General features: G+C 72.7%; 20 protein-coding genes. 7 read left to right on the top strand and 13 right to left on the bottom strand.

Features of this window, described 5'->3' with window-relative positions; all coding sequences use genetic code 11:
* Position 1 precedes the first annotated feature (1 nt).
* The gene (locus FHG10_RS14995; protein ID WP_406565170.1) at positions 2-1,126 is read right to left on the bottom strand and encodes an ABC transporter permease; all 1,125 of its coding nucleotides are present in this window, start codon (positions 1,124-1,126) and stop codon (positions 2-4) included.
* Complete coding sequence (locus tag FHG10_RS14990; protein WP_152354159.1) at positions 1,123-2,763, bottom strand: ABC transporter substrate-binding protein; 1,641 nt, start codon at positions 2,761-2,763, stop codon at positions 1,123-1,125. The genes FHG10_RS14995 and FHG10_RS14990 overlap by 4 nt, the downstream gene beginning before the upstream one ends.
* A gap of 297 nt (positions 2,764-3,060) precedes the next feature.
* On the opposite strand from FHG10_RS14990, the gene pdxH reads away from it, so the two are divergent.
* Both pdxH and FHG10_RS14980 read left to right on the top strand, forming a co-directional pair.
* On the top strand, positions 3,061-3,789 hold the full coding sequence (gene pdxH / locus FHG10_RS14985; protein WP_152354158.1) for a pyridoxamine 5'-phosphate oxidase: 729 nt from the start codon (positions 3,061-3,063) through the stop codon (positions 3,787-3,789).
* Between the two features lie 183 nt (positions 3,790-3,972).
* The gene (locus FHG10_RS14980; protein WP_152354157.1) at positions 3,973-4,401 is read left to right on the top strand and encodes a hypothetical protein; all 429 of its coding nucleotides are present in this window, start codon (positions 3,973-3,975) and stop codon (positions 4,399-4,401) included.
* Here FHG10_RS14980 and FHG10_RS14975 read toward each other — a convergent pair.
* The 6 genes from FHG10_RS14975 to FHG10_RS14950 form a co-directional block, all read right to left on the bottom strand.
* Positions 4,389-5,210 (bottom strand): ABC transporter ATP-binding protein, encoded by an 822-nt coding sequence (locus FHG10_RS14975; RefSeq protein ID WP_152354156.1) that lies wholly within the window; start codon positions 5,208-5,210, stop codon positions 4,389-4,391. The genes FHG10_RS14980 and FHG10_RS14975 overlap by 13 nt on opposite strands.
* Positions 5,207-6,271 carry a FecCD family ABC transporter permease gene (locus FHG10_RS14970; RefSeq protein WP_152354155.1) on the bottom strand — a complete coding sequence of 355 codons (1,065 nt, stop codon included), beginning with the start codon at positions 6,269-6,271 and terminating at the stop codon, positions 5,207-5,209. Before FHG10_RS14970 ends, FHG10_RS14975 begins: the two co-directional genes overlap by 4 nt.
* The gene (locus tag FHG10_RS14965; RefSeq protein ID WP_227488295.1) at positions 6,268-7,332 is read right to left on the bottom strand and encodes a FecCD family ABC transporter permease; all 1,065 of its coding nucleotides are present in this window, start codon (positions 7,330-7,332) and stop codon (positions 6,268-6,270) included. The genes FHG10_RS14970 and FHG10_RS14965 overlap by 4 nt, the downstream gene beginning before the upstream one ends.
* Before the next feature lie 2 nt (positions 7,333-7,334).
* Positions 7,335-8,450 (bottom strand): iron-siderophore ABC transporter substrate-binding protein, encoded by a 1,116-nt coding sequence (locus tag FHG10_RS14960; RefSeq protein WP_152354154.1) that lies wholly within the window; start codon positions 8,448-8,450, stop codon positions 7,335-7,337.
* A gap of 278 nt (positions 8,451-8,728) precedes the next feature.
* The gene (locus tag FHG10_RS14955) at positions 8,729-9,589 is read right to left on the bottom strand and encodes a GH25 family lysozyme (RefSeq protein ID WP_227488294.1); all 861 of its coding nucleotides are present in this window, start codon (positions 9,587-9,589) and stop codon (positions 8,729-8,731) included.
* A 150-nt stretch (positions 9,590-9,739) separates the two neighbouring features.
* Entirely contained in the window at positions 9,740-10,477 is a 738-nt protein-coding gene (locus FHG10_RS14950; RefSeq protein ID WP_152354152.1) for a glutamine amidotransferase, read from the bottom strand.
* Positions 10,478-10,594: 117 nt separating this feature from the next.
* Here FHG10_RS14950 and FHG10_RS14945 point away from each other — a divergent pair, with 117 nt between their 5' ends.
* Positions 10,595-11,566: an aminoglycoside phosphotransferase family protein gene (locus FHG10_RS14945; RefSeq protein ID WP_152354151.1), complete on the top strand. Its 972-nt coding sequence runs from the start codon at positions 10,595-10,597 to the stop codon at positions 11,564-11,566.
* 59 nt (positions 11,567-11,625) lie between these two features.
* On the opposite strand, the gene FHG10_RS14940 is transcribed toward FHG10_RS14945, so the two are convergent.
* Positions 11,626-12,558 carry a hypothetical protein gene (locus FHG10_RS14940; RefSeq protein WP_152354150.1) on the bottom strand — a complete coding sequence of 311 codons (933 nt, stop codon included), beginning with the start codon at positions 12,556-12,558 and terminating at the stop codon, positions 11,626-11,628.
* A gap of 145 nt (positions 12,559-12,703) precedes the next feature.
* On the opposite strand from FHG10_RS14940, the gene FHG10_RS14935 reads away from it, so the two are divergent.
* The gene (locus FHG10_RS14935) at positions 12,704-12,937 is read left to right on the top strand and encodes a hypothetical protein (RefSeq protein ID WP_152354149.1); all 234 of its coding nucleotides are present in this window, start codon (positions 12,704-12,706) and stop codon (positions 12,935-12,937) included.
* A 96-nt stretch (positions 12,938-13,033) separates the two neighbouring features.
* Here the strand turns inward: FHG10_RS14935 and FHG10_RS14930 are convergent, their stop codons facing one another.
* On the bottom strand, positions 13,034-13,750 hold the full coding sequence (locus FHG10_RS14930) for a GNAT family N-acetyltransferase (protein WP_152354148.1): 717 nt from the start codon (positions 13,748-13,750) through the stop codon (positions 13,034-13,036).
* Positions 13,751-13,782: 32 nt separating this feature from the next.
* On the opposite strand from FHG10_RS14930, the gene FHG10_RS14925 reads away from it, so the two are divergent.
* Positions 13,783-14,442 carry a pyroglutamyl-peptidase I family protein gene (locus FHG10_RS14925; protein ID WP_152354147.1) on the top strand — a complete coding sequence of 220 codons (660 nt, stop codon included), beginning with the start codon at positions 13,783-13,785 and terminating at the stop codon, positions 14,440-14,442.
* Positions 14,443-14,835: 393 nt separating this feature from the next.
* On the opposite strand, the gene FHG10_RS14920 is transcribed toward FHG10_RS14925, so the two are convergent.
* Positions 14,836-15,924: a rhomboid family intramembrane serine protease gene (locus FHG10_RS14920; protein WP_152354146.1), complete on the bottom strand. Its 1,089-nt coding sequence runs from the start codon at positions 15,922-15,924 to the stop codon at positions 14,836-14,838.
* 175 nt (positions 15,925-16,099) lie between these two features.
* Between FHG10_RS14920 and FHG10_RS14915 the strand changes: the two genes are divergently transcribed.
* Both FHG10_RS14915 and FHG10_RS14910 read left to right on the top strand, forming a co-directional pair.
* A complete protein-coding gene (locus FHG10_RS14915; RefSeq protein WP_152354145.1) occupies positions 16,100-18,316 on the top strand; it encodes an MMPL family transporter in 2,217 nt (738 codons plus the stop codon).
* Positions 18,317-18,420: 104 nt separating this feature from the next.
* Positions 18,421-18,882, top strand: coding sequence for a DUF2871 domain-containing protein (locus tag FHG10_RS14910; protein WP_319803216.1), 462 nt, complete (start codon positions 18,421-18,423; stop codon positions 18,880-18,882).
* Positions 18,883-19,047: 165 nt separating this feature from the next.
* On the opposite strand, the gene FHG10_RS14905 is transcribed toward FHG10_RS14910, so the two are convergent.
* Together FHG10_RS14905 and FHG10_RS14900 are read right to left on the bottom strand one after the other, a co-directional pair.
* Positions 19,048-19,584 carry a peptidylprolyl isomerase gene (locus FHG10_RS14905; protein ID WP_152354144.1) on the bottom strand — a complete coding sequence of 179 codons (537 nt, stop codon included), beginning with the start codon at positions 19,582-19,584 and terminating at the stop codon, positions 19,048-19,050.
* 141 nt (positions 19,585-19,725) lie between these two features.
* Positions 19,726-20,238: a DUF805 domain-containing protein gene (locus FHG10_RS14900; protein ID WP_152354143.1), complete on the bottom strand. Its 513-nt coding sequence runs from the start codon at positions 20,236-20,238 to the stop codon at positions 19,726-19,728.
* Between the last annotated feature and the right edge of the window lie 107 nt (positions 20,239-20,345).

The raw sequence follows: 20,345 nt of genomic DNA, 5'->3' as shown, positions 1-20,345 counted from the left end.
CTCAGTACCTCACTCGGGGGTCGATGAGGGCGGCGATCACGTCGACCAGGAAGTTCGAGATCGCGACGATGACCGCGAGCATCATGACGATGCCCTGCACGGCCACGTAGTCGCGGGCGGTCATGTACTCGGCGAGCATGTAGCCCAGGCCCTTCCACTCGAAGGTGGTCTCGGTGAGCACGGCGCCGCCCAGCATCATCGCGATCTGCATGCCCATCACGGTGATGATCGGGATCAGGGCGGGGCGCAGGGCGTGGCGGGTGGTCAGTCGCGACTCGCGCACGCCGCGGGAGCGGGCGGAGTCGACGTAGGGCATCTCGAGGGTGCCGATCATGTTGGTCCGCACCAGGCGCAGGAAGATCCCGCCGGTGAGCAGGCCCAGCGCGATCGCGGGCAGGATCGCGTGGCTGATGACGTCCCAGAGCAGCGAGGCGTCGCCCAGGCGGATCGCGTCCAGCAGGTAGAACGGGGTGGGGTTCAGGATCTTCCCCATCGTCAGCTCGCCCCGGCTGGAGATGCGCCCGGCGACCGGGAGCCAGCCCAGCCCCACGGAGAACACGAGCTTGAGCAGCAGGCCCACGAAGAACACGGGGGTCGCGTACCCGAGGATCGCGAGCACGCGCAGGGCGAGGTCGCCCCAGCGATCCCGAGCGCGGGCCGCGAGCATGCCGAGCGGCACCCCGATCACGAGCGCCACCACCACCGCGTAGACGACGAGCTCCGCGGTCGCCCCGCCGTACTCGGTGAGGATCTTCGCCACCGGCGTGCGATCCGTGTACGTGGTGCCGAAGTCGCCGCGGACCACGCCCCACAGGTAGTCGAGGTACTGGATGATCAGCGGCCGGTCGTAGCCGGCCTCCGCGCGGCGCTGGGCGAGCTGATCCGGTGTCAGGCGCCCGCCGAGGGCCGCGGTGATCGGGTCGCCGGTGATCCGCATGAGGAAGAAGACGACCGTCATCAGGATCAGCACGGTGGGGATGATCAGCAGGAAGCGCGTGAGGATGTAGCGGCCCAGTCCCCCGCCGCTGCGCCGGCCGCGGCCGGCGGTCGCGGAGGGGGCCGACGGGCCGGCTCCCCCCGCGCCGGCCGGTTCGTCGGTGGCGCTGCGCGTGAGGTCCGCGGTCACGGGGCGAGCGGCGCGAGGCGGAGCTTGAAGGACGAGTCGAGGGTGACGCCCTGCAGGTCCTTCGTGGACACGGCGATCTGGGCGCCCTGCAGGAGCGGCAGGGTCGAGACGGCCGTGGCGACCTTGTCCTGGATCTCGACGAAGAGCTTCTCGCGCTCGTCGGCGTCCTGGGTGCCGCGCTGCTGCTCGATGAGCTTCTGCACCTCGGCGTCGTCGTAGTGGTTGGCCAGGAAGTTGTCCTTGATGAAGAACGGCGAGAGGTAGTTGTCGGCGTCCGAGTAGTCGGGGAACCAGCCCAGCTGGTACGCCGGGTAGACGTCGGCCGTGCGGTCCTTGGAGTACTGGACCCACTCGGTGGACTGCAGGTCCACGGCGAACAGGCCGTCGGCCTCGAGCTGGGACTTCACGGCCGCGTACTCGTCGCCCGAGGAGCTGCCGTAGTGGTCGGGGTTGTACTGCAGGCTGAGCTTCACGGGGGTCTCGACGCCGGCGTCGGACAGGCGCTTCTTCGCCGTGGCCGCGTCGGGCTTGCCCGAGCCGTCGCCGTACATGGTCTTGAACTGGTCGCCCGCTCCCGGCAGGCCCTCGGGGATGTACGAGTACAGCGGGGTGTACGTGTCCTTGTAGACCGAGGTCGCGATGGCCTGGCGGTCGATGAGGTCCGCGGCGGCCTGCCGCACGGCCTGGGCCTTCTTCGCGTCGGCGTCCTTCGTCTTCGCGCCGTAGGGCATGGTGTCGAAGTTGAAGACGATGTACCGGATCTCGCCGCCGGGGCCGTCGTGCACCGCGACCTTCGAGTCCTTCGTGAGGTCCTCGATGTCGGTCGCCGAGAGCGAGCGGAACACGCAGTCGACGTTGCCCTGCTGGATGTCGAGCTTCATGTTGTTCTGGTCGGCGTAGTACTTCAGCGACACGTCCGAGGTCTTCGGCTTCCCGTAGATCCCCTTGTAGTCGTCGAAGGCCTGGAAGGCGACCAGCTCGTTGAGCTTCCAGCTGGCGATCTGGTAGGCGCCGCTGAACGCCTTGGCCTTCACGATCTCGTCGTCCGCGAGGACCTTGTCGGCCGGGAAGACGTCCTTGTCGACGATCGGGCCGGCGGGGCTGGTGAGCACGTAGGGGAAGGTCTGGTCGTCGGGCTCCTTGAGGTGGAACTCGACGGTGAGGTCGTCGGTGGCCTCCACCGCATCGAGGTTCGCGAGCAGGCTCGAGGGGCCGTTGGGGTCGGCGATCGCGAGCTGCCGGTCGAAGGTGTGCTTCACGTCCTCGCTGGTCAGCTCGTTGCCGTTGGCGAAGGTGAGGCCCTCCTGGAGCTTCACGGTGAACACGCTGTCCGAGGTGAACTCGGCGGACTCGGCGAGGTCCGGCTCGGGCTTGCCGTCCTTCGAGCCGATCTTCGTGTTCAGCAGGTAGCCGTAGACCTGGGTCCACACCGTCGAGGAGCCGTTGTCGTACGCCGCGGCCGGATCCAGCGCGGTCACCTTGTCGGTGGTGCCGACGGTGAGCGACCCCGACGAGTCCCCGCCACCGCCCTCGCCGCCGTCGTCGCTGGTCTGGGCGCAGGCGGTCAGCAGCACCGGGACGCCGGCGAGACCGAGCAGCACGGTGCGGCGGTGAGGAGTGAGAGCTGCGTCGAACATGGAGATCCTCCGATGGGGGTGACGGGGGCAGGGCGTGCGCTGGGCGCGAATGTGACCTGAGCCCCACGGCGCATGGTGGACGGAAACCTAGCACCCGGTGCGCGCGAGGGCCGCGCCCTGGACGCACTGGCCCCATCCCGTGGCCGAATCGTGACGTGAGGACGGGCGTCCGGAGCGCGCGTGAGAGGGGCGTGCGGGACGGGCGTACGGGTCGGGAGTCCGGGACGGCGGTCCCTGCCCTGCACGCCGTGCGCGGACCGTGTTGCGCCCGGCCTCGCGCGGGCGTACTCATGGGGCATGAGCGACTCGCATCCCGCGCCGGACCTCGCGGCCGACCGCAACGACTACCTCGCCGGTTCCCTGGCCGACGCCGCCCCCGCGGATCCCATGGCGCTCTTCGACGCGTGGATGCAGGAGGCCTTCACACGCCGCGAGGAGCACGGAGACCTGCCGGATCCCACGGCGCTCGTGCTCTCGACCGTCGACCGCTCCGAGGACGGCGACCCCCGCCCGCGCTCGCGCACCGTGCTGCTGAAGGCGCACGACGCCGCAGGCTTCGTGGTCTATACGAACAAGGATTCCGCGAAGGGCGAGCAGATCGCCGCCGACCCGTGGGCGAGCATGCTGTTCCCCTGGTACCCGCTGCAGCGGCAGGTGCGGGTCGACGGCCGCATCGAGGACGTGGCCGACGCCGAGTCCGACGACTACTGGGCACGTCGGCCGCGCGCCTCGCAGCTGGGCGCGCGGGCCTCCCACCAGTCCCGCGAGATCGGCACCCGCGAGGAGCTGGACGCGCAGTACGCCGAGGTCGAGGCGCGCTTCGCCGACGAGGACCAGATCCCCCGGCCTCCGCACTGGGGCGGGTACCGCCTCGCGCCCGACCGCATCGAGTTCTGGCAGGGCCGCGGCGGCCGCATGCACGACCGCATCGTCTACCGGCGGGTCGACGGGGCCGCAGCGACGGGCGGCTCTGGCGCCGCCGGTGCGGCCGCGGGCACCTGGGAGCGCGTGCGCCTGCAGCCGTGACCTCCGGGCATCGATCCCGCAGGACCGGTTCCGCGGGACCGGTCCCGCGGGGACGCCGCAGTGCGGGCACCCGGCGCTCACTCCCCGGTAGGGCGCGCACCGCCCCGGGATCCACCCGCGGTCCCAGCCGCAGGCGACCGCGGAGCGATGCGAGGGGCGCCCGCACGGCGCGAGCCTTGAGGCATGTTCTTCGACGACCTGCTCCGCCGCTTCCGCCACGACTCCGCTCCGTTCCGCGACGGCCCCGCTCCCCGCCCTGCGACCAGCGGGACCTCACGCACCGGTCGCACGGATCGCACCGGCACCCGGCGCCGCGTCCCGTCCACAGCGACGGCACAGCCCGATCACGGGGAGGACGAGGGCCGGGCGCGGGAGGGCCGGGGCATGAGCACGCACCTGATCACCTACCGTCCGCTCGACGCCGCCCTCGGCGATCCCGGCGCCCTCGAGGAGCTGCAGCGGATCCGCGCCGAGCGCCGCACCGAGGAGCGGCGCCGACAGCGCCTCGCGGAGTCCGCCCTGCGCCATGAGAGGGCTCAGCGGGACCACCAACGCCGTGCCGCGGGTCGCCACCGGGCGCGACCGCAACATCACCGGCTTCAGCCGGCCTGAGACGCTCTCCGCTGCCGCGCCACGACCATCGGCGTGCCGCTCTGCGGATCGGTGGCCACCTGGGCGTCGAGGTCGAAGACGTCGGCGAGCAGCTGCTCGCCGAGCACGTCGGCCGGGGCGCCCTGGACGACGAGCCGGCCCTCGTGGAGGACCACGAGCTCGTCGGCGTAGCGGGCGGCCTGGTTCAGGTCGTGGAGGACGGCGAGGACGGTGCGGCCGCTCGCGCGCATGTCCTGGCACAGGTGGAGGACCTCGATCTGGTGGGCCACGTCGAGGAAGCTCGTGGGCTCGTCGAGCAGCACGTGCGCCGTCTGCTGGGCGAGCACGAGCGCGATCCACACGCGCTGACGCTGCCCGCCGGAGAGATCCGTGACCTGCACGTCCGCGAGCTCGGTCACGCCGGTGGCGGCCATCGCGGCGTCCACGGCCTCGGCGTCGCCCGGGAGCCGCCGGCGCAGCGCGGAGCGGTACGGGTGGCGCCCGCGGTCCACGAGGCCGCGCACGGTGATGCCGTCGGGCACCACGGGCTCCTGCGGGAGCATCGCCAGACGCCGGGCGACCGCCCGGGAGCGCTGGGCGTCCAGCGGCTCGCCGTCGAGGAGGATCCGTCCGGAGCGCACGGGCAGTGTCCGCGCCATGGCCTTGAGCATCGTGGACTTGCCGCAGCCGTTCGGGCCGATCACCGCGGTGAAGCGGCCCGCGGGCACCTCGAGGTCGAGGTCGGCGAGGACGGTCTTCTCCCCGTAGCCGACGCTCACGCCCTCGAGGGAGAGGGCCGGGGCCGCGGCGGACTCGGGTCCTGTGCTCATGCGCTGTTCCTCCTCCAGGTGCCGATCAGCAGGACGCCCAGGTAGACGCCGCCGAACCCGGCGGTGATCACGCCCACGGGAAGCCCGTCGAGCAGGGGCACGGCCTGCACGGCGAGGTCGGAGACCAGCAGGATCACGGTTCCCACGAGCGCGGAGACCAGCAGGTGGGGGCCGGGCAGGCGCAGGATGCTGCGGGCGATGTGCGGCGCGGCGAGCGCGACGAAGGCGACGGGCCCGGCGACCGCGACGGCTCCCGCGCACAGCAGCACCGACAGGATGATCGCGCTCGTGCGGGTGCGCACGGCCCCGCCGCCGAGGGCGTCGGCCATCTCGTCGCCCATGTCCATGACGGTCAGGTCGTGGCGCAGCAGACCGGCGAGCGGCGCGCACACCAGCAGGACGATGCCGATCATCGCCGCGTGCTGCATGCTGCGCGAGTTCAGGGAGCCCACGAGCTGCCCGGCGAGCTGGGAGCCGGCATCGCGCAGCACCACGGCCACCACGTACTGGGTGAGGGCGAGCGCCATCGCGGCCACACCGATCCCGGCGATGATCAGCCGCGAGGGCGAGGCGAAGCCGCGGCCGGTCGCCGCGTGCACGAGTCCGATCGCGATCGCCGAGCCGGCGAGCGCACCCATCCACGTGGGGGCGGGCCCGTCGGAGACGAGGGAGACCAGGGCGATGCCGGCGCCCGCGCCCGCGCCCAGCCCGATGACGTCGGGGCTCCCCAGCGGATTGCGGGTCACGGTCTGGAAGAGGGTGCCGGCGAGGCCCAGCGCGGCTCCGGCGCCGGCACCGACCAGCACGCGCGGGCCGCGCATGCGGGTCAGGATGATCTCGGCGCGGCGGTCTCCCCCGCCCTCGAGCACCTTCAGGACGTCCGACGGTCCCACCCCGAGGTCGCCGCGAGCGAGGGTGACGACCCCGGCCGCGACGGCGATCGCGGCCAGGACGAGGGCGAGCAGCGCGGTGCGCAGCCCGGGCGGGAGCGGAGCCCGGGACGGGCCGGACTCGGGGCGGCGCGCGGCGTGCTCGGCGGGAGGCGCGGAGATGGTGCTCATCGGTCGGTCACCGCCCCGCGGCGCACGGCCAGCAGCAGGAACGGGGCGCCCACGAAGGCGGTGACGACCCCGACCATGAGCTCCTCGGGCCGGATGAGGACGCGCGCGAGGACGTCGGAGGCAACCAGCAGCGCGGCACCGAGCAGCAGGTTGAGCGGGAGCTGCCAGCGGTGGTCGGCGCCGACGAGGCCGCGCACGAGGTGCGGGACGGCGAGGCCGACGAAGGCGATCGGGCCCGCGGCGGCGGTCGCGCCCGCGGCCAGCAGCCCGGCGGCGACGATCCCGGCGCCCCGCACGAGGCGCACCGGGGAGCCCAGCGAGATCGCGACGTCGTCGCCGAGCGCGAGGGTGTTCAGGGCGGGGCTCACGAGGATCGCGACGACCAGACCGACCAGCAGCACGGGGGCGACCGTCGCGAGGGTGGCGAGGTCCGCGCCGGTCAGGGAGCCGACGACCCAGTAGCGATAGGAGTCGAAGACGCCGGGCATGCGCAGGATGATCCCCTGCACGACGGCGCCCAGCACGGCGCTGACCACGGCGCCGGCGAGCACGAGCGGGACCACGGAGGAGGTGCCCGCCGGGCGGGAGACGAGGTGGACGACGAGCACGGCGAGCAGAGCCCCGGGGATTGCGGCGAGCGCCGCGACCTGCGTGCTCACCGACCCGAGGACCGCGGTGACCAGCACGATCGCGAAGGATGCGCCGGAGGTGACGCCCAGCAGCCCCGGCTCGCCGAGGGGGTTGCGGGTGAGGGCCTGGATGAGCTGGCCGGAGAGCGCGAGCGCCGCGCCGACGGCGAGGCCCACGAGGGTGCGCACGGCGCGGCCGTGGACGATGAGCTCCATCCGCTCCTCGCCCCGTCCCAGCAGGGCGGCGCGCAGTTGGCCGGGGTCGTCGGCCCGGACGCCGAGGCACACGCTGGCCAGGCACACCGCGAGCACGAGCAGCACCGCGAGCGCGGTCGCGGCGAGCGGCGGGATCCGGCGCCTGCCGCCGAGGAGCACCCGCCCCGCGCCGGCGGCGGGGCGGGTGCTCGGGTCGGACGTGACCGCGGTGCTCACGATCAGACCTTCGCGACGGCCTTCTCGATCAGCGGGACGTAGCGCTCGAGCGCCCACGGGACGGTGAGCGGGTTGATCATCGATGAGCCCGTGACGAAGGCCTGGTCGGTCGGGGCGACGATCGCGCCGGCCTTGATCGCGGGGATGTCCGCGTACAGCGGCTGCGCCTCGACCTCCTTGCGGTTCTTCTCGTCGGAGTAGAACGTGAAGATGAGGTCCGAGTCGTCGAGCATGTCGGCGTTCTCGAGGCCGATCATGGCCGAGTCCGTGCCCTCGACCTCGTACTTCGAGATCTCGTCCTTGATGGGATCCACGGTGAGGCCCAGCGCGCTGACCATGGCGACGCGCTGCTCGTCGGGGTAGAAGACGCCCAGCGTGCCCTTGCCGGAGTTGTAGATGAAGGAGAACGTGAGGTCCTCCCACTCCTTCTGCCGGCGGGAGGCGAACTCGTCCTTGATGCCCGCGATGAGCTCGTCGGCCTTCGAGGGCAGGCCGAGGGCCGTGGAGATCGTGGTGATCTGCTGCTCCCAGGTGATCACCCACGCCTCCTTCTCGTAGGCGACGGTGGGGGCGATGTCCTTGAGGACGTCGTACTGCTCCTTGGTGATCCCGGACCAGGGGGCGAGGATCAGGTCGGGGGTGAGCGCGAGGATCGCCTCGGTGTCGAGCTCGGTGGAGCCGGTGATCAGCTCCGGCAGCTCGCCCTTCTTCTCGTCGATGGCCTCGTGCACCCACGGCAGCTGGCCGGAGTCGTCGGCGCCCCAGGCGTAGTCCTCGACGCCCACGGGGATGGTGCCCAGCGCGATGCAGGTCTCGGTGGATCCCTGGCCCAGGGTGACGATGCGCTGGGGCTTCTCGGTGATCTCGGCGGTGCCGAGCGCGTGCTCGATGGTGACGGGGAAGGCGCCGTCCTCGGCGTCGCCGCCGGCGTCGGAGGCGGTCTCGTCGGCCGAGGAGGCTCCGCCGCAGGCGGCGAGCGCGAGGCCGATGGGGGCCGCGGCCGCTCCGGCGAGGAGCGAGCGGCGGCGGGGCCGACGGGCGGGCTCGGACCGACGGGCCCCGTCGGCGGACAGGGGGCGGGGCGCGAGGGGGCTCCGAGAGAGGGATCGGCGGGTCATGGCGGTGCGGTCTCCGTTCCTGGTGACTGGGGATGGAGCCGGGCCGCGCATCCGGTGGGGCGTCCGCATGCGGGAGGGTCGACGGCGCCTTCGGCGATGCCCGCCGAGGGCAGGTGAGGGTCGACTTCTCCGAGGCTTCGGCGACCCTCACCCTAGAGGGTGGGCGAGGGCCGCCACCACGTCCCACGTGGGGATGCGTGAGGGGTCACACGCGCCGCTGCGCGGCGTCGCCCGCTCTTCTCGACCAGGTCAACTGGGGGTCAGAGACGGTCTGCCGCTCAGGCGTCGTCGTTCATCGAGGAGGACGCGCGGAGCACCTCGGTGCGCAGCACGTCGATGTCGACGTCGCCCTTCACGCCCGCGACCGAGCCGTCGAAGCGCGTCTGCCACAGCGCCCAGTCGCCCTGGACGGGCCGGGAGCCGTCGTTGTACAGCCAGTCGGGCCGGTCCTCGGTCGCATCGAGTCCGTAGTGGTCGCGCCATTCGCGCGAGGAGTAGAGCACCATGCGGCGCCCCCAGGCCTTCTCGACGGCGTCGATGAAGGCGGCGACCTCCTCCTTCGCCTGCTTCGCCTCGGGGCGCTTCTCGCAGGCGCCGTCGAACTCGAGGTCGAGGGCAGGCGGCAGGGCGTCGTCGCTCGGCGGCACGGCCTCCAGGAACGCCTTGGCCTGGTCGGCGCCGGGCGAGCACAGCGTGAAGTAGTGGTAGGCGCCGGGGGTCACGCCGGCATCGCGCGCGCCGCGCCAGTTCGCGTTCAGCTGCGGGTCGGTGAAGCCTGTGCCCTCGGTGGCCTTGATGTACGCGAAGGAGATGCCGTCGCCCCGGACCTTCGTCCACTCGATCTCGCCCTGATGGGCGGAGACATCGATGCCGAGGGCCTCCTCGCCGCCGAGGCTCGCATCCTTCGGCAGCTGGGAGAGCGCCGGGGCGTCGGCAGGGGTGGCGGGGACGCTCATCGCCGAGTCGTCGGCCCCGCCGCCGAGGGCTCCCCCTCCCCCGCCGCCGTGGCGCCCCAGGATCGCGCTGCACGAGATCACGACCAGCAGGATCACGAGCGCGAGGCATCCTCCCGCGACGATCTGGCGGCGTCGCACCTGCTCACGGGTGAACTTCCGGCGGGGCCGGGGGCGCGAGCGCACGGGATCACCGGGTCGTGGGGAGTGGCCTGGGGGCGGGGAGGGCGTCATCGGTCTCGGGGCCTCCGGTGGGGGCGGGTGGCGCGGTGCGGCGGGCGTCCTCCGGCGCGGGGATCCGCGCGGGCGGACGGTCGGATGCTCCGGCCGACGGGGTCAGCGGGCGTGCAGCTCGACGAAGGCGCGCAGCAGCTTCGCGGCGTGGTGGACGTCGACGGGGCGCACGCGCTCGATCAGCTCCTCCTCCTCTGCCGGGTCGAAGTAGCCGTTGTCGCGGTAGGCGCGGATGCGGAAGACGAGGCCGTCGTTGTCCAGCTCGGGGTGGAACTGGGTGGCGTACTGCGAGGTGCCCACGCGGAACATCTGCACGGGGCAGCCCTGGCCCGTGGCCAGCAGCACGGCGTGCTCGGGCAGCACATGGACGGCCTCCTTGTGGCCCACGAAGGCGAGGAAGCTGTCGGGCACGCCGGAGGCCCTGATCAGCGGGTCCTCGCGACCGGCGTCGGTGAGCTCGACGTCGATGCCGCTCACGGGCTCGCCGTAGGTGCGGTCGACGATCGCGCCCTGGTGGACGCCCAGGGTCCCGACCCCGTAGCAGGCGCCGAAGAAGGGGAAGTCGGCCTCGACGACGCGGTCCAGCAGCTCCCCCAGCTCGCGCTCGGCGCGCAGCTGGTCGGCGGACTTCGAGGCGGCGTCGTCCGAGGTGTTGTACGGGCTGCCGCCGACGATGATCCCCGAGATCTCCTCGAGGTCGACGGGCGGCATCGGCGTGCGGTCGAGCTGGATGTGCTGCAGCTGCTCGGCCCCGAGGCCCGTCAGGCGCAGCACGGCCTCGTACTCGGACTGCGCGACCGCATCCTCGGGACGCGTCGCGATGAGAAGAAACGGTTTCACCCGGTCATTGTCACCCAGGGGCACCGCCGGGAACGGACAGACGGCACATCTCGGCGCGGCGCGGCGTCCGGTGTATTCGCTCGCCACGCCCGGTCGCGCCCCGCTAGCGTCGCCGGGGTGAGCACGCTCCCCGACGATCGGCCCGATCCCAGCCCCGAGCCCGCGCCCGGACCCGGGCCCGCACCGACGCAGGAACCACGGCCGTCGGACGCTCAGATCCTGGCCGCCCGGGGCGCCTGGGCCGAGCGCCTGGGCCTGACGCTGGGCGGCGCCTTCCCCGAGGGCTCGACCGGCTGGGTGGGCGCGGCGACGGGTGCCCGCGGCGAGGACCTGGTGCTCAAGGTCGCGTGGGCGCACGAGGAGGCCCGGGACGAGGCGCTCGGGATGAGCATCTGGTCCCGCGGTCCGGATTCCGGGCGGGAGGAGCCTGGACCGATCGTGCCGCGCGTGCTCGAGGCCCGCCGCGAGGGTGCGCTCAGCGTGCTGCTCATGGAGCGCGTGCGCCCCGGCACGACCCTCGCGGTCAGCGGCCTGGCGCCGGAGCAGGAGGACGAGGTGGTCGCGGGGCTGCTGCGCCGCCTGTGGATCCCGGCCGACGACCTGCCCGACGCTCCCGAGCACGGCTTCCGCCCGCTCGCGCACATGTGCGCCTGGTGGGCCGACGAGGCAGCCGAGCGCCTCGCCCGCGACTCCCGCGGCCTGCCGGAGGAGCTGGTGCGACGGGGCCTGGACCTCTTCCGCGCGCTCCCTCGCGAGCACGGAGTGCCCCAGGTGCTGCTCGCGACCGATCTGCACCACCACAACGTGCTCGCAGCGGGCGGCGAAGGGCCGGATCGCGGCGGGTCCTGGCTGGTCATCGACCCGAAGCCGTACGTCGGCGATCCGCACTACGACCTGCTGCAGCACATGTTCAACGCCGAGGACCGCCTGGTCGAGGACCCGTCGGACTTCAGCGCCCGGATGGCGCGCCTGACGGGCCTCGACCCGGAGCGGACGGCGCGCTGGCTGCTCGCGCGCTGCGTCCAGGAGACACCGGGATCCGACGCCGCCGCCCGGGCCGCGCTGCGCCTCGCGGCGGACGGGGTCTGAGGGAGCACGCGGGCCCGCCGCTTCGGTGCCGACGCGGCCCCAGCGCAGCTCCAGCGCAGCTACCGGCTGCGCTCCCACGGGGCGGGCTCGTACCGGGCGAGACCCGGTGCGGCCTGCTCCACCTGCGCGCGCAGGAACGGCTGGAGCGTCGGCCCCCATCGTGCGTTCAGCCGATCGAGCTCGTCGAACATCGCGCCGACGGGCCAGCGCGGCGGCAGCAGCTCGACGGGAAGATGGGGGTCGGCGAGCACGACGCGCATGACCTGCTGGTAGAGCGCGTTCCATCGTCCGAACACGTCCCAGAGGCGCGCCTCGTCGGCGGACGGATCGTCGCGGCGGAACTCTCGGCCCTCGCACCCCTCGCGCCCCTCGGCGCCGGGGCGGTGTTCGAGCTCCACGCTCCCCCGCAGCTCGCGGATCCGTGAGGTGAGGTCCTCGGCGCGGCGGGCGACCTCGGCGAGATCCCACGTCGCCCCCGCCATCCCCCGTGCCTCCTCGACGCTCCCGGGGGTGATCAGCACCCGATGCAGGACGGCGCCCTCGGGCGCCTCGCCCAGCTGGCCGAGCACGGTGTCCGCCTCGGCCCGGACGCTGATCAGCACACCGGGACGCAGGGTCCCGAATCCGTGGAAGTCGGCGTAGTAGGTGAGACGGTCGCGGAACCAGCGCGCGCTCTCGGGAACCTGATGGACGATCCCGTGGAAGTCGCCGGACCACGCGGGGAGCGTCGCGGTGCCCTCGATCTGCCGGTATCGGCGCGCGAGCGGAGCACCCAGGGAGTAGACGCCCACGCGTCCGTGCCGCTCGACGTCGAGGCGACCCATCCTCACCATCTTCGCGAGCGTGCTGCGGGCGGCGGACTCGGTCATGTGGAGGCGGCCGAGCAGGCGCAGCAGACCCGGGCCGGGCAGGCTCGCGGCCGTGAGCGCACCGAAGACGAACCCGACGTCCTGCGCGCGGTCGGTGCGCCGATAGCGTTCGAGATCCGTCACCGTTCTCCTCACGTTCCGTGCAGAAGTAGCCCTGGCTCGTGGCCGACCCTACCGTGAGAACACGTCTGGTCTGCGACGATGCCGCGCTCCTGCGGCATCCGGACGGGTCGGCACTGCAGCACAGGGACTCGCAACGGAGGTTCCCATGAGCTCGAACCAGATCTATGCCCGGTCGGCGCTGAACGGCGCCGTCGCCGGGGTGATCGCCCTGGCCGCCGCGATCATCGGATTCGGCGTGCTGGGCGGCGCGTCGGTGGGCAGCGCGCTCCTGATCGGCATCGCCTTCGGCGTGGTCGTCTTCGCCCTGGTGGGCGCGATCAACTACTTCGTCCTGCGGGCGAAGCACCCGCGCGAGCGCCCGCCGGAGCGCACGGCCTGAGAACCCCGCGGGGCCGCGACCCCGGGACACAGACCCTCGCTGGTGGTGGGGCGGGTCGCGGAGCAGCGTCGCTCCGCGACCCGGAGGACGACGTGCTCAGGTGGCCGCGGCGCCTGCAGACGGCGCCCCGAGCAGCGCGCGCAGCTCCGGGGTGAGCCCCTCGACCTCGACGGTCTGGGACCCGCGCCGGAAGGTCTCCGGGGTGACGACGAACCGCTGGTGCTCCACGGCTCGGCCGTTCTGCTCGATGACCTCGCTGCCGTTGTCGACGTAGCCGCAGGAGCGGGAGACGCCGTAGGAGCGCTCATTGCCGACGACCGCCGCGGACTCCGCCCGCACCGCGCCCAGGTGGTCGAAGGCGAGCACGAGCACGGCGCGGCGCATGAGACCGCCGTAGCCGCGTCCCTGCATGTCCCGCGCGAGCCAGGACCCCGAGGTCACGGTGCGGCGCACGGCGAACTGCTTCCCGTTGACGTCCTGGCAGCCGATCAGCCGGCCGTCGGCCCAGATGCCCAGGGTCAGCGACCAGTTCTCCGGGGCCAGCTCGCTGCGCAGGCGCCACTGGAAGCGCAGCGCCTCGCGGATCCGCTCCTGCTCCGGGCGGGCATACCAGGGGAAGACGTGCGGGGCATCGGGGTCGGCGAAGATCGGCCGGCGCAGCAGCTCGGCGTACTCCGGCAGGTCACGATCGGCGAGGACCCGCAGGGTGAGCGGGCCGGAGCGCACCCGCAGGGCGAACGGCGGGTGCAGGGCGTCGAGGTCCGGCGGGAGTCCGAGGGACAAGGACGGGTCGGGCGTCGGCGAGGCGGGCATGTGCCCAGAGTAGAGGCGCATACCCTGCCCCCATGAGCATCGACGTGCTGCTGAGCGGATTCGAGCCCTTCGCGGGCGCCCCGACGAACGAGTCGTGGGAGGCGGTGCGGCGGGCCGCGCCGCTGCTGGAGGAGCGGGGCGTGAGTGTCGCGACGGTGCGGCTGCCGGTCGTCTTCTCCCGCGGGGCCGACGTGCTGCTCGAGCAGGTCGGGGCCCGCTCGCCGCGCCTCGTGATCGCGACCGGACTCGCCGCGGGTCGGCGCGCGATCACTCCCGAGCGGGTCGCGGTCAACGTGCAGGACGCGCGCATCGCCGACAACGACGGCAGCTCCCCCCTCGACGCCCCCTGCCTGGACGGCGGGCCCGTCGGATACTTCTCGACCCTGCCGATCAAGGCGATGGTCGAGGCGGCGCGGGAGCTCGACGTGCCGGCCGCGGTCTCGCAGACCGCCGGCACGTACGTGTGCAACGACGTCTTCTACCGGTTGTGCCATGCGCTGCAGGCGGAGGCGAGCGCGGGCGATGACGATGCGGTCGGCGGTGGCGCCGTCACCATCCGCGGCGGTTTCGTCCATGTCCCCTCGGCCGACGTGGTGGGCGCCGACGACGCCGCGCGCGCCCTGGTGGCGATGGTCGAGGCCGCTCTGGGGACGGATCAGGACGTCCGGATCACCGGTGGTGTGGAGTCCTGAGTAGGTTTTCCACAGAGAACTCCACACCTGGGGACGAATGACAGGTTTGTGATTCCGCACCAAGGAGCGCTTCGTACCGCAGGTCATGGGGGCTGTCGCATGGTCTCGACACCCGCTGGACACCTCAGGTCCACAGGTTCCGGGGCTCTGTCCCCCGCGATTCCACACACGATCCGCAGTTGTCCCCAAAGTTATCCACAGCTGGGGATAATCACAGGCGTGTGATTCCGCAGTGCGGGGTCACCTCCCGTCGGCTCTTCGGCCCGGCGGGGCCTCGGGCCGGGGTCCGCTCGACCGGCGGCGACTCGGTCCGGCGGCTCGGGCCCCTCGGCTGCTCGACTCACCGGCCCCGCCGCCCCGACTCCGGCCCCGCCGCCCCGCCGTCCTGCCGCCTCAGAGCAGCGGCAGATACCCGGCGGGGACGATCGCGATCTTCACCGCGATGAGCACGAGGCACAGCACGAGCCCGGCGGCGAGCACCCCGCCGTGGACGAGTGCGGAGCGACGCGCGAGGGCCGCGCGATCCGCACCGGGACGCGCCTTCGGACGCAGCGCGAACATCACCGCGGTCAGCGCCGTGCCCATCACCAGACCCCCCAGGTGCCCCTGCCAGGAGATGTTGGGGATCGTGAAGGTGATGACGAGGTTCAGCCCGATCAGCACGAGGATCTGCGTGGTCTCCGCACCCATCCGCCGGTTCACGATCAGCAGCGTGCCGAACAGGCCGAAGATGCCGCCGCTCGCGCCGAGCGTCGCCCCGACCCATGAGGAGGGGTCCGCCGGGTCTGCGAACAGGAGCACGGCCACCTGCCCCGCGAACAGGGAGAGCATGAAGATCGCGCCGAAGCGCCAGTGTCCGAGCGTGCGCTCGAGGTGCGTGCCCACCAGGTACATCGCGTACATGTTCAGCAGCAGGTGGAACACGCCGCCGTGGAGGAATCCGGTGGTGATCAGCGTCCACGGCATGGCGAGCGTGCGCACGGGGGCGTAGATCAGGGCCTGCTCGACGGCGCCCCCGGGGATCAGGGTCTGGCCGAGGAACAGCACCACGCACAGGCCGATCACGCCATAGGTGAGGAACGGTGCGGAGCTGCCCATGCGGCCGCCGGCCATGTTGCGCGGGCTCGCCGAGCGCTGCTGCGCCGCGAGCTCCTTCTCGCAGTCCACGCAGAGCATCCCCACGGGTGCGGGGCGCTGGCACTCGCCGCACGCGGGCCGACCGCAGCGCTTGCAGCGCACGTAGCTCACGCGGTCGGGGTGGCGTGGGCACACGGGCGCTCCCGCCTGCCCGCCTCCCGGGATCTGGTGCGCAGGCAGCGAGGCATCGTCCGCGGCGCCTGTGGAGCCGCCCGCCCCGGCCGCGTCGCCGTCGGCCGCTCCGGCCCGTTCGGCGTCGCCGGCCGAGTAGCCGTAGCTGGGTCGCGGGCGCTGGGCCGGATCCGGGTCGTCGGCGCCGTAGCCGTAGGTGGGTCGGTTCTCCATGCCCCCATTCCTACATGAGGCACCGGGGAGCACGCCGAGGCGCGGCGGCGCTCCGGGTCACAGGTCGAATACATCGAACGGTTGATTCCGGCCGACGGGGTCGTTCCTAGCGTGGAACACGTACCGCGGCGCTGCGCGCCGCGGACCCGAAACCCCTGTGCGACCAGGAAGAACGATGACAACCTCGAACACGTCCCCGACATCCTCCCCGACCGACGACACGCTCGCGACGTCGGCCCCGCCGCGCTCGCCCGCCGGCCGCGCGCTCGCGAAGGCCGCCTCGATCCTCACCGGCCGCCGCTCGGCATGGGTGGTGCTCGTGATCGCGGCCGTCCTCGCACTGGGCCTGATGGGCCTGCGCGGCTCGGGCCCCGCGGCCGGCATGGACGCCCTGCCGGAGAGCGCCGAGTCCTCGCGCGCCGCGGCGGTCGCCGACCAGCTCCCCGACGCCGACCAGCAGACCGTGATGGCCGTGGTCACCCGCACCGACGGCGGGAAGCTGACGTCGGCCGACCAGGAGCAGATCGCGCAGCTGCGCAGCGACCTCGCCTCCGCGACCGACGGCCACGAGCTGCCGCCGATGCCCTCCGAGGACGGCCGCGCCGACCTCGTCCTCGCCCCGATCGACGTGAGTGCGGGCGATGACGCCGTGGACGCGAAGATCGACCAGCTGCGGGACGTCGCCCATGAGGCCGTCGAGGGCGGCGCCGCTGCCGACCTGCAGGTGCAGGTCACGGGCGGGCCGGCCGTGGGTTCGGACATCCGCGGCGCCTTCGCGGGCGCCGACTTCAAGCTGCTGATCGTGACGATCGCGGTGGTCGGCCTGCTCCTCCTGCTCACCTACCGCTCTCCCGTGCTGTGGCTGCTGCCGCTCGCGGTGGTCGGATCGGCCGACGGAGTCGCCGGCGCGGTCACCTCCCGCATGGGCGAGTCGTTCTCCCTGGCCTTCGACGCAGGTGTGATCAGCGTGCTCGTCTTCGGCGCCGGCGCGAACTATGCGCTGCTGCTGATCTCCCGCTACCGCGAGGAGCTGCATCGGCACGCGGATCATCGCGAGGCCCTGCGCATGGCGTGGCGCGAGACCGCGCCGGCGGTGCTCGCCTCGAACGTGACCGTGGTGCTCGCCCTGCTCACCCTGGTCCTCGCGGTGATGCCCGCGACCCGCGGTCTGGGCATCGCCGCCGCCGTGGGGCTCGTCATCGCCCTGCTCGCGGTCCTGTTCCCGCTCACCGCGCTGCTCGCGATCACCGGTCGCCGCGTCTTCTGGCCCTTCGTGCCCCGTCCCGCGCAGGCCGCGGACGACGCGGAGCCGGGCTCCGACCCGGAATCCGCGGTCGAGGCCACGGCAGGGTCCGCAGCGACCGATGACGCCGAGCGCGGCGTGTTCGCCGCCGTCGCGCGCCGGGTCACCGCCCACCCGGTGATCTCGGTGATCGGGACCCTCGCCGTGCTCGCCATCTGTGCGACGGGCCTGCTGGGCACGCGCGTCGGCCTCTCCCAGAGCGAGCAGTTCGCCTCCGCGAACGAGTCGCAGACCGGCTTCACGGCGATCGCCGAGCACTACGGCGCGGGCCGGTCCGGCCCCCACCTGATCACCGTCCCGACCTCCGAGGCGAAGGCCGTGACGGCCGCCTCGGAGGACGTGCCCGGCATCGAGTCCGTCTCCGAGACCGGCACGACGCCCGGCGGGCAGACGGTCCTCTCGGCCACCGGCACCGCGCAGCCCGAGTCGCCCGCGGCCGACGCCGAGGTCACCGACCTGCGCGCCGCCGTCCACGACGTCACCCCGGACGCACTGGTGGGAGGCACCTCCGCCCAGGCGCTCGACGTCCAGGACGACTCGAAGCGCGACCTGCTGCTGATCGCGCCGATCATCCTCGCCGTGATCCTCGTGGTGCTCGTGGTGCTGCTGCGCGCCGCCGTCGCCCCCGTGGTGCTGCTCGCCGCGAACCTCGTCAGCACGCTCGCCTCGATCGGGCTCGGGCTCTGGGTGGGCCGCACCCTGTTCGACATCCCGGCGCTCGACGTGACCGTGCCGCTGCTGGCGTTCCTGTTCCTCGCGGCGCTCGGCGTGGACTACACGATCTTCCTGACCCACCGGATCCGTCGCGAGGCCGAGCGCTTCGGCACCGTGCACGGGACCGTCCGGGCCGTCGGCTCGACGGGCGTGGTGATCACCAGCGCCGGCATCGTGCTGGCCGCCGTGTTCGCCGCCCTCGGAGTGCTGCCTCTCGTGGTCCTCGGCCAGCTGGGGCTGATCGTCGGCCTCGGCGTCCTCGTCGACACGGTGCTGGTGCGCACGATCCTCGTGCCCGCACTGTTCGCCGTGCTCGGCGACCGCATGTGGTGGCCGGGACGCCTCGGCGGCCACGCAGCGCACCGGGCCCACTGATCGGCGGGCCCGCCCGTCGGACCCCATCCGTCGGCCCCCTTCGGGCGCATCCGTCGGCCCTTCGCACCATCCTCAGACCGCTCCACCCCATGGAAGGACATCCCATGCGCGCCATGAACCGCCTGTTCACCGCCATCTGCATCTACCTCGGGCTCGGGCTCGCCTCGGGCCTCGCGTTCCGCGAGATCACCAAGCACTCCGACTGGCCCGCGACGGACCACACGCAGCTGAGCGTCGTGCACACGCACCTGCTCACCCTCGGCGTCGTCACCCTGCTCGCCGTCCTCGCCCTCGAGGCCGTGCTGCGACTGTCCGACTCCCCGCGCCTGTTCGGCTGGTTCCAGGGCATCTACCACGCGGGCGTGCTGATCAGCACGATCATGATGTTCGTGCGGGGCCTGCTCACGGTGCAGGGCGCCGACCTGGGCGGCATGGACCCGATGATCGCCGGCATCGCCGGGATCGGCCACATCCTGCTCACCGTCGGATTCGTGCTGCTGATGGTCCTGATCCGCCGGGCGATCGTCCGCCGCGGGGCGCAGGAGGCCGGCTCGGCGCGCGGCTGAGCACGCAGGCCGAGGCCGCCCCAGGGCCCAGAGAACGGCCGCCCGGGCCGCCTATCGGCCACGGACGCCGTCGAGAAGCGCGGAACGGTTGCCATGAGAGCTCATGGCAACCGTCCCGCGCTTCTCGAGGGGCGGCGGACCGTTCGGGGCCGCCGCGCCCGGGGATCACTTCTCGATGTCGACGGACTCGATGACGACGTCCTCCACGGGACGGTCGCGCATGTCGGTCTGGGTTGTGGCGATCGCGTCGACGACCTTCTTCGACTCGTCGTCGGCCACCTCGCCGAACACGGTGTGCTTGCCGTGCAGGTACTGGGTGGGGGCGACGGTGATGAAGAACTGCGAGCCGTTGGTGCCCGAGGGCTTGCCGGTGATCGCGTTCATGCGCTTGCCGGCGTTGGCCATCGCGAGCTTGTAGGGCTCGTCGAAGTTCTTCTCGGAGATCTCGTCGTCGAACATGTACCCGGGGCCGCCCGTGCCGGTGCCCAGCGGGTCGCCGCCCTGGACCATGAAGCCGTCGATCACGCGGTGGAAGATGACGCCGTCGTAGAACGGGCGGGTGACCTTCTCGCCGGAGTCGGGGTCGGTGAACTCGCGGGTCCCCTCGGCGAGGCCGACGAAGTTGGCGACGGTCTTGGGGGCGTCGTTCTCGAACAGCTCGAGGCGGATATCGCCCTGGTTCGTGTGCAGTGTTGCGAACATGCGGCCAGTGTCGCACAGGCGCGTGGGCGCGGAGTGGGCGCGCACGAGCGGGCCACGTGTCGTCCACGGGCGTTCGAGGGACGGTCCGCAGTCGATCGAGGGACGGTCCCGGGGCGGGCTCGTCGCGTCGGCCCGCGCGGATCAGGACTCGGACCAGGCATCGCTGCGCACGCCGAGCGGCGCGTCCGGGCCGGTGGTGGCCGTCGGCCGGTCGAAGCGCGCCCCGTCCGGGTTCTCCTTCGAGGCGAGCAGCCAGATCAGCAGCAGCCAGCCGACGATCGGGACCAGGATCAGGAAGAACCAGCCGCCGCCGTGGCCGGCGTCGTGCAGGCGGCGCCAGATCACCGCGATGCTCGGGATGAGGGTGCCCAGCGCCCAGATCGTCGCGAGGATGCCGATCAGCGTCGCTCCGCTGGTTCCCATCGGCCAGCGGCTGCCGACGATCACGAGCGTGCCGTTCCACTCCCAACCATCGACGCTCACCCTGCCGGCGATCTGCAGAGCGGCCGTCACCACCAGGTTCACGAGCACCCACCACCAGTACTCGCTGCGGCTCGCGCGGCCGCTGGAGACGCCGTACAGGCGGAAGAACCGGCCGATCGCCTGCGGGGGCGTCGCTCGACGCAGCGGCGGGAGGGAGGGCTTGCGGGGCATCGGGAGATCACCTGCTCGTGGTGCGCTCGTGCGGGGATGGGCGCGGGTCCGTTCGATCACGATATCGCCCGCGGTGCCGCACGACCGCGGATCTCCATCCCCGCCTG

The organism is Brachybacterium subflavum (genome assembly GCF_009299795.1).
Taxonomy (GTDB): Bacteria; Actinomycetota; Actinomycetes; order Actinomycetales; family Dermabacteraceae; genus Brachybacterium; species Brachybacterium subflavum.
This window is presented reverse-complemented; position numbering and strand designations above follow the sequence as displayed.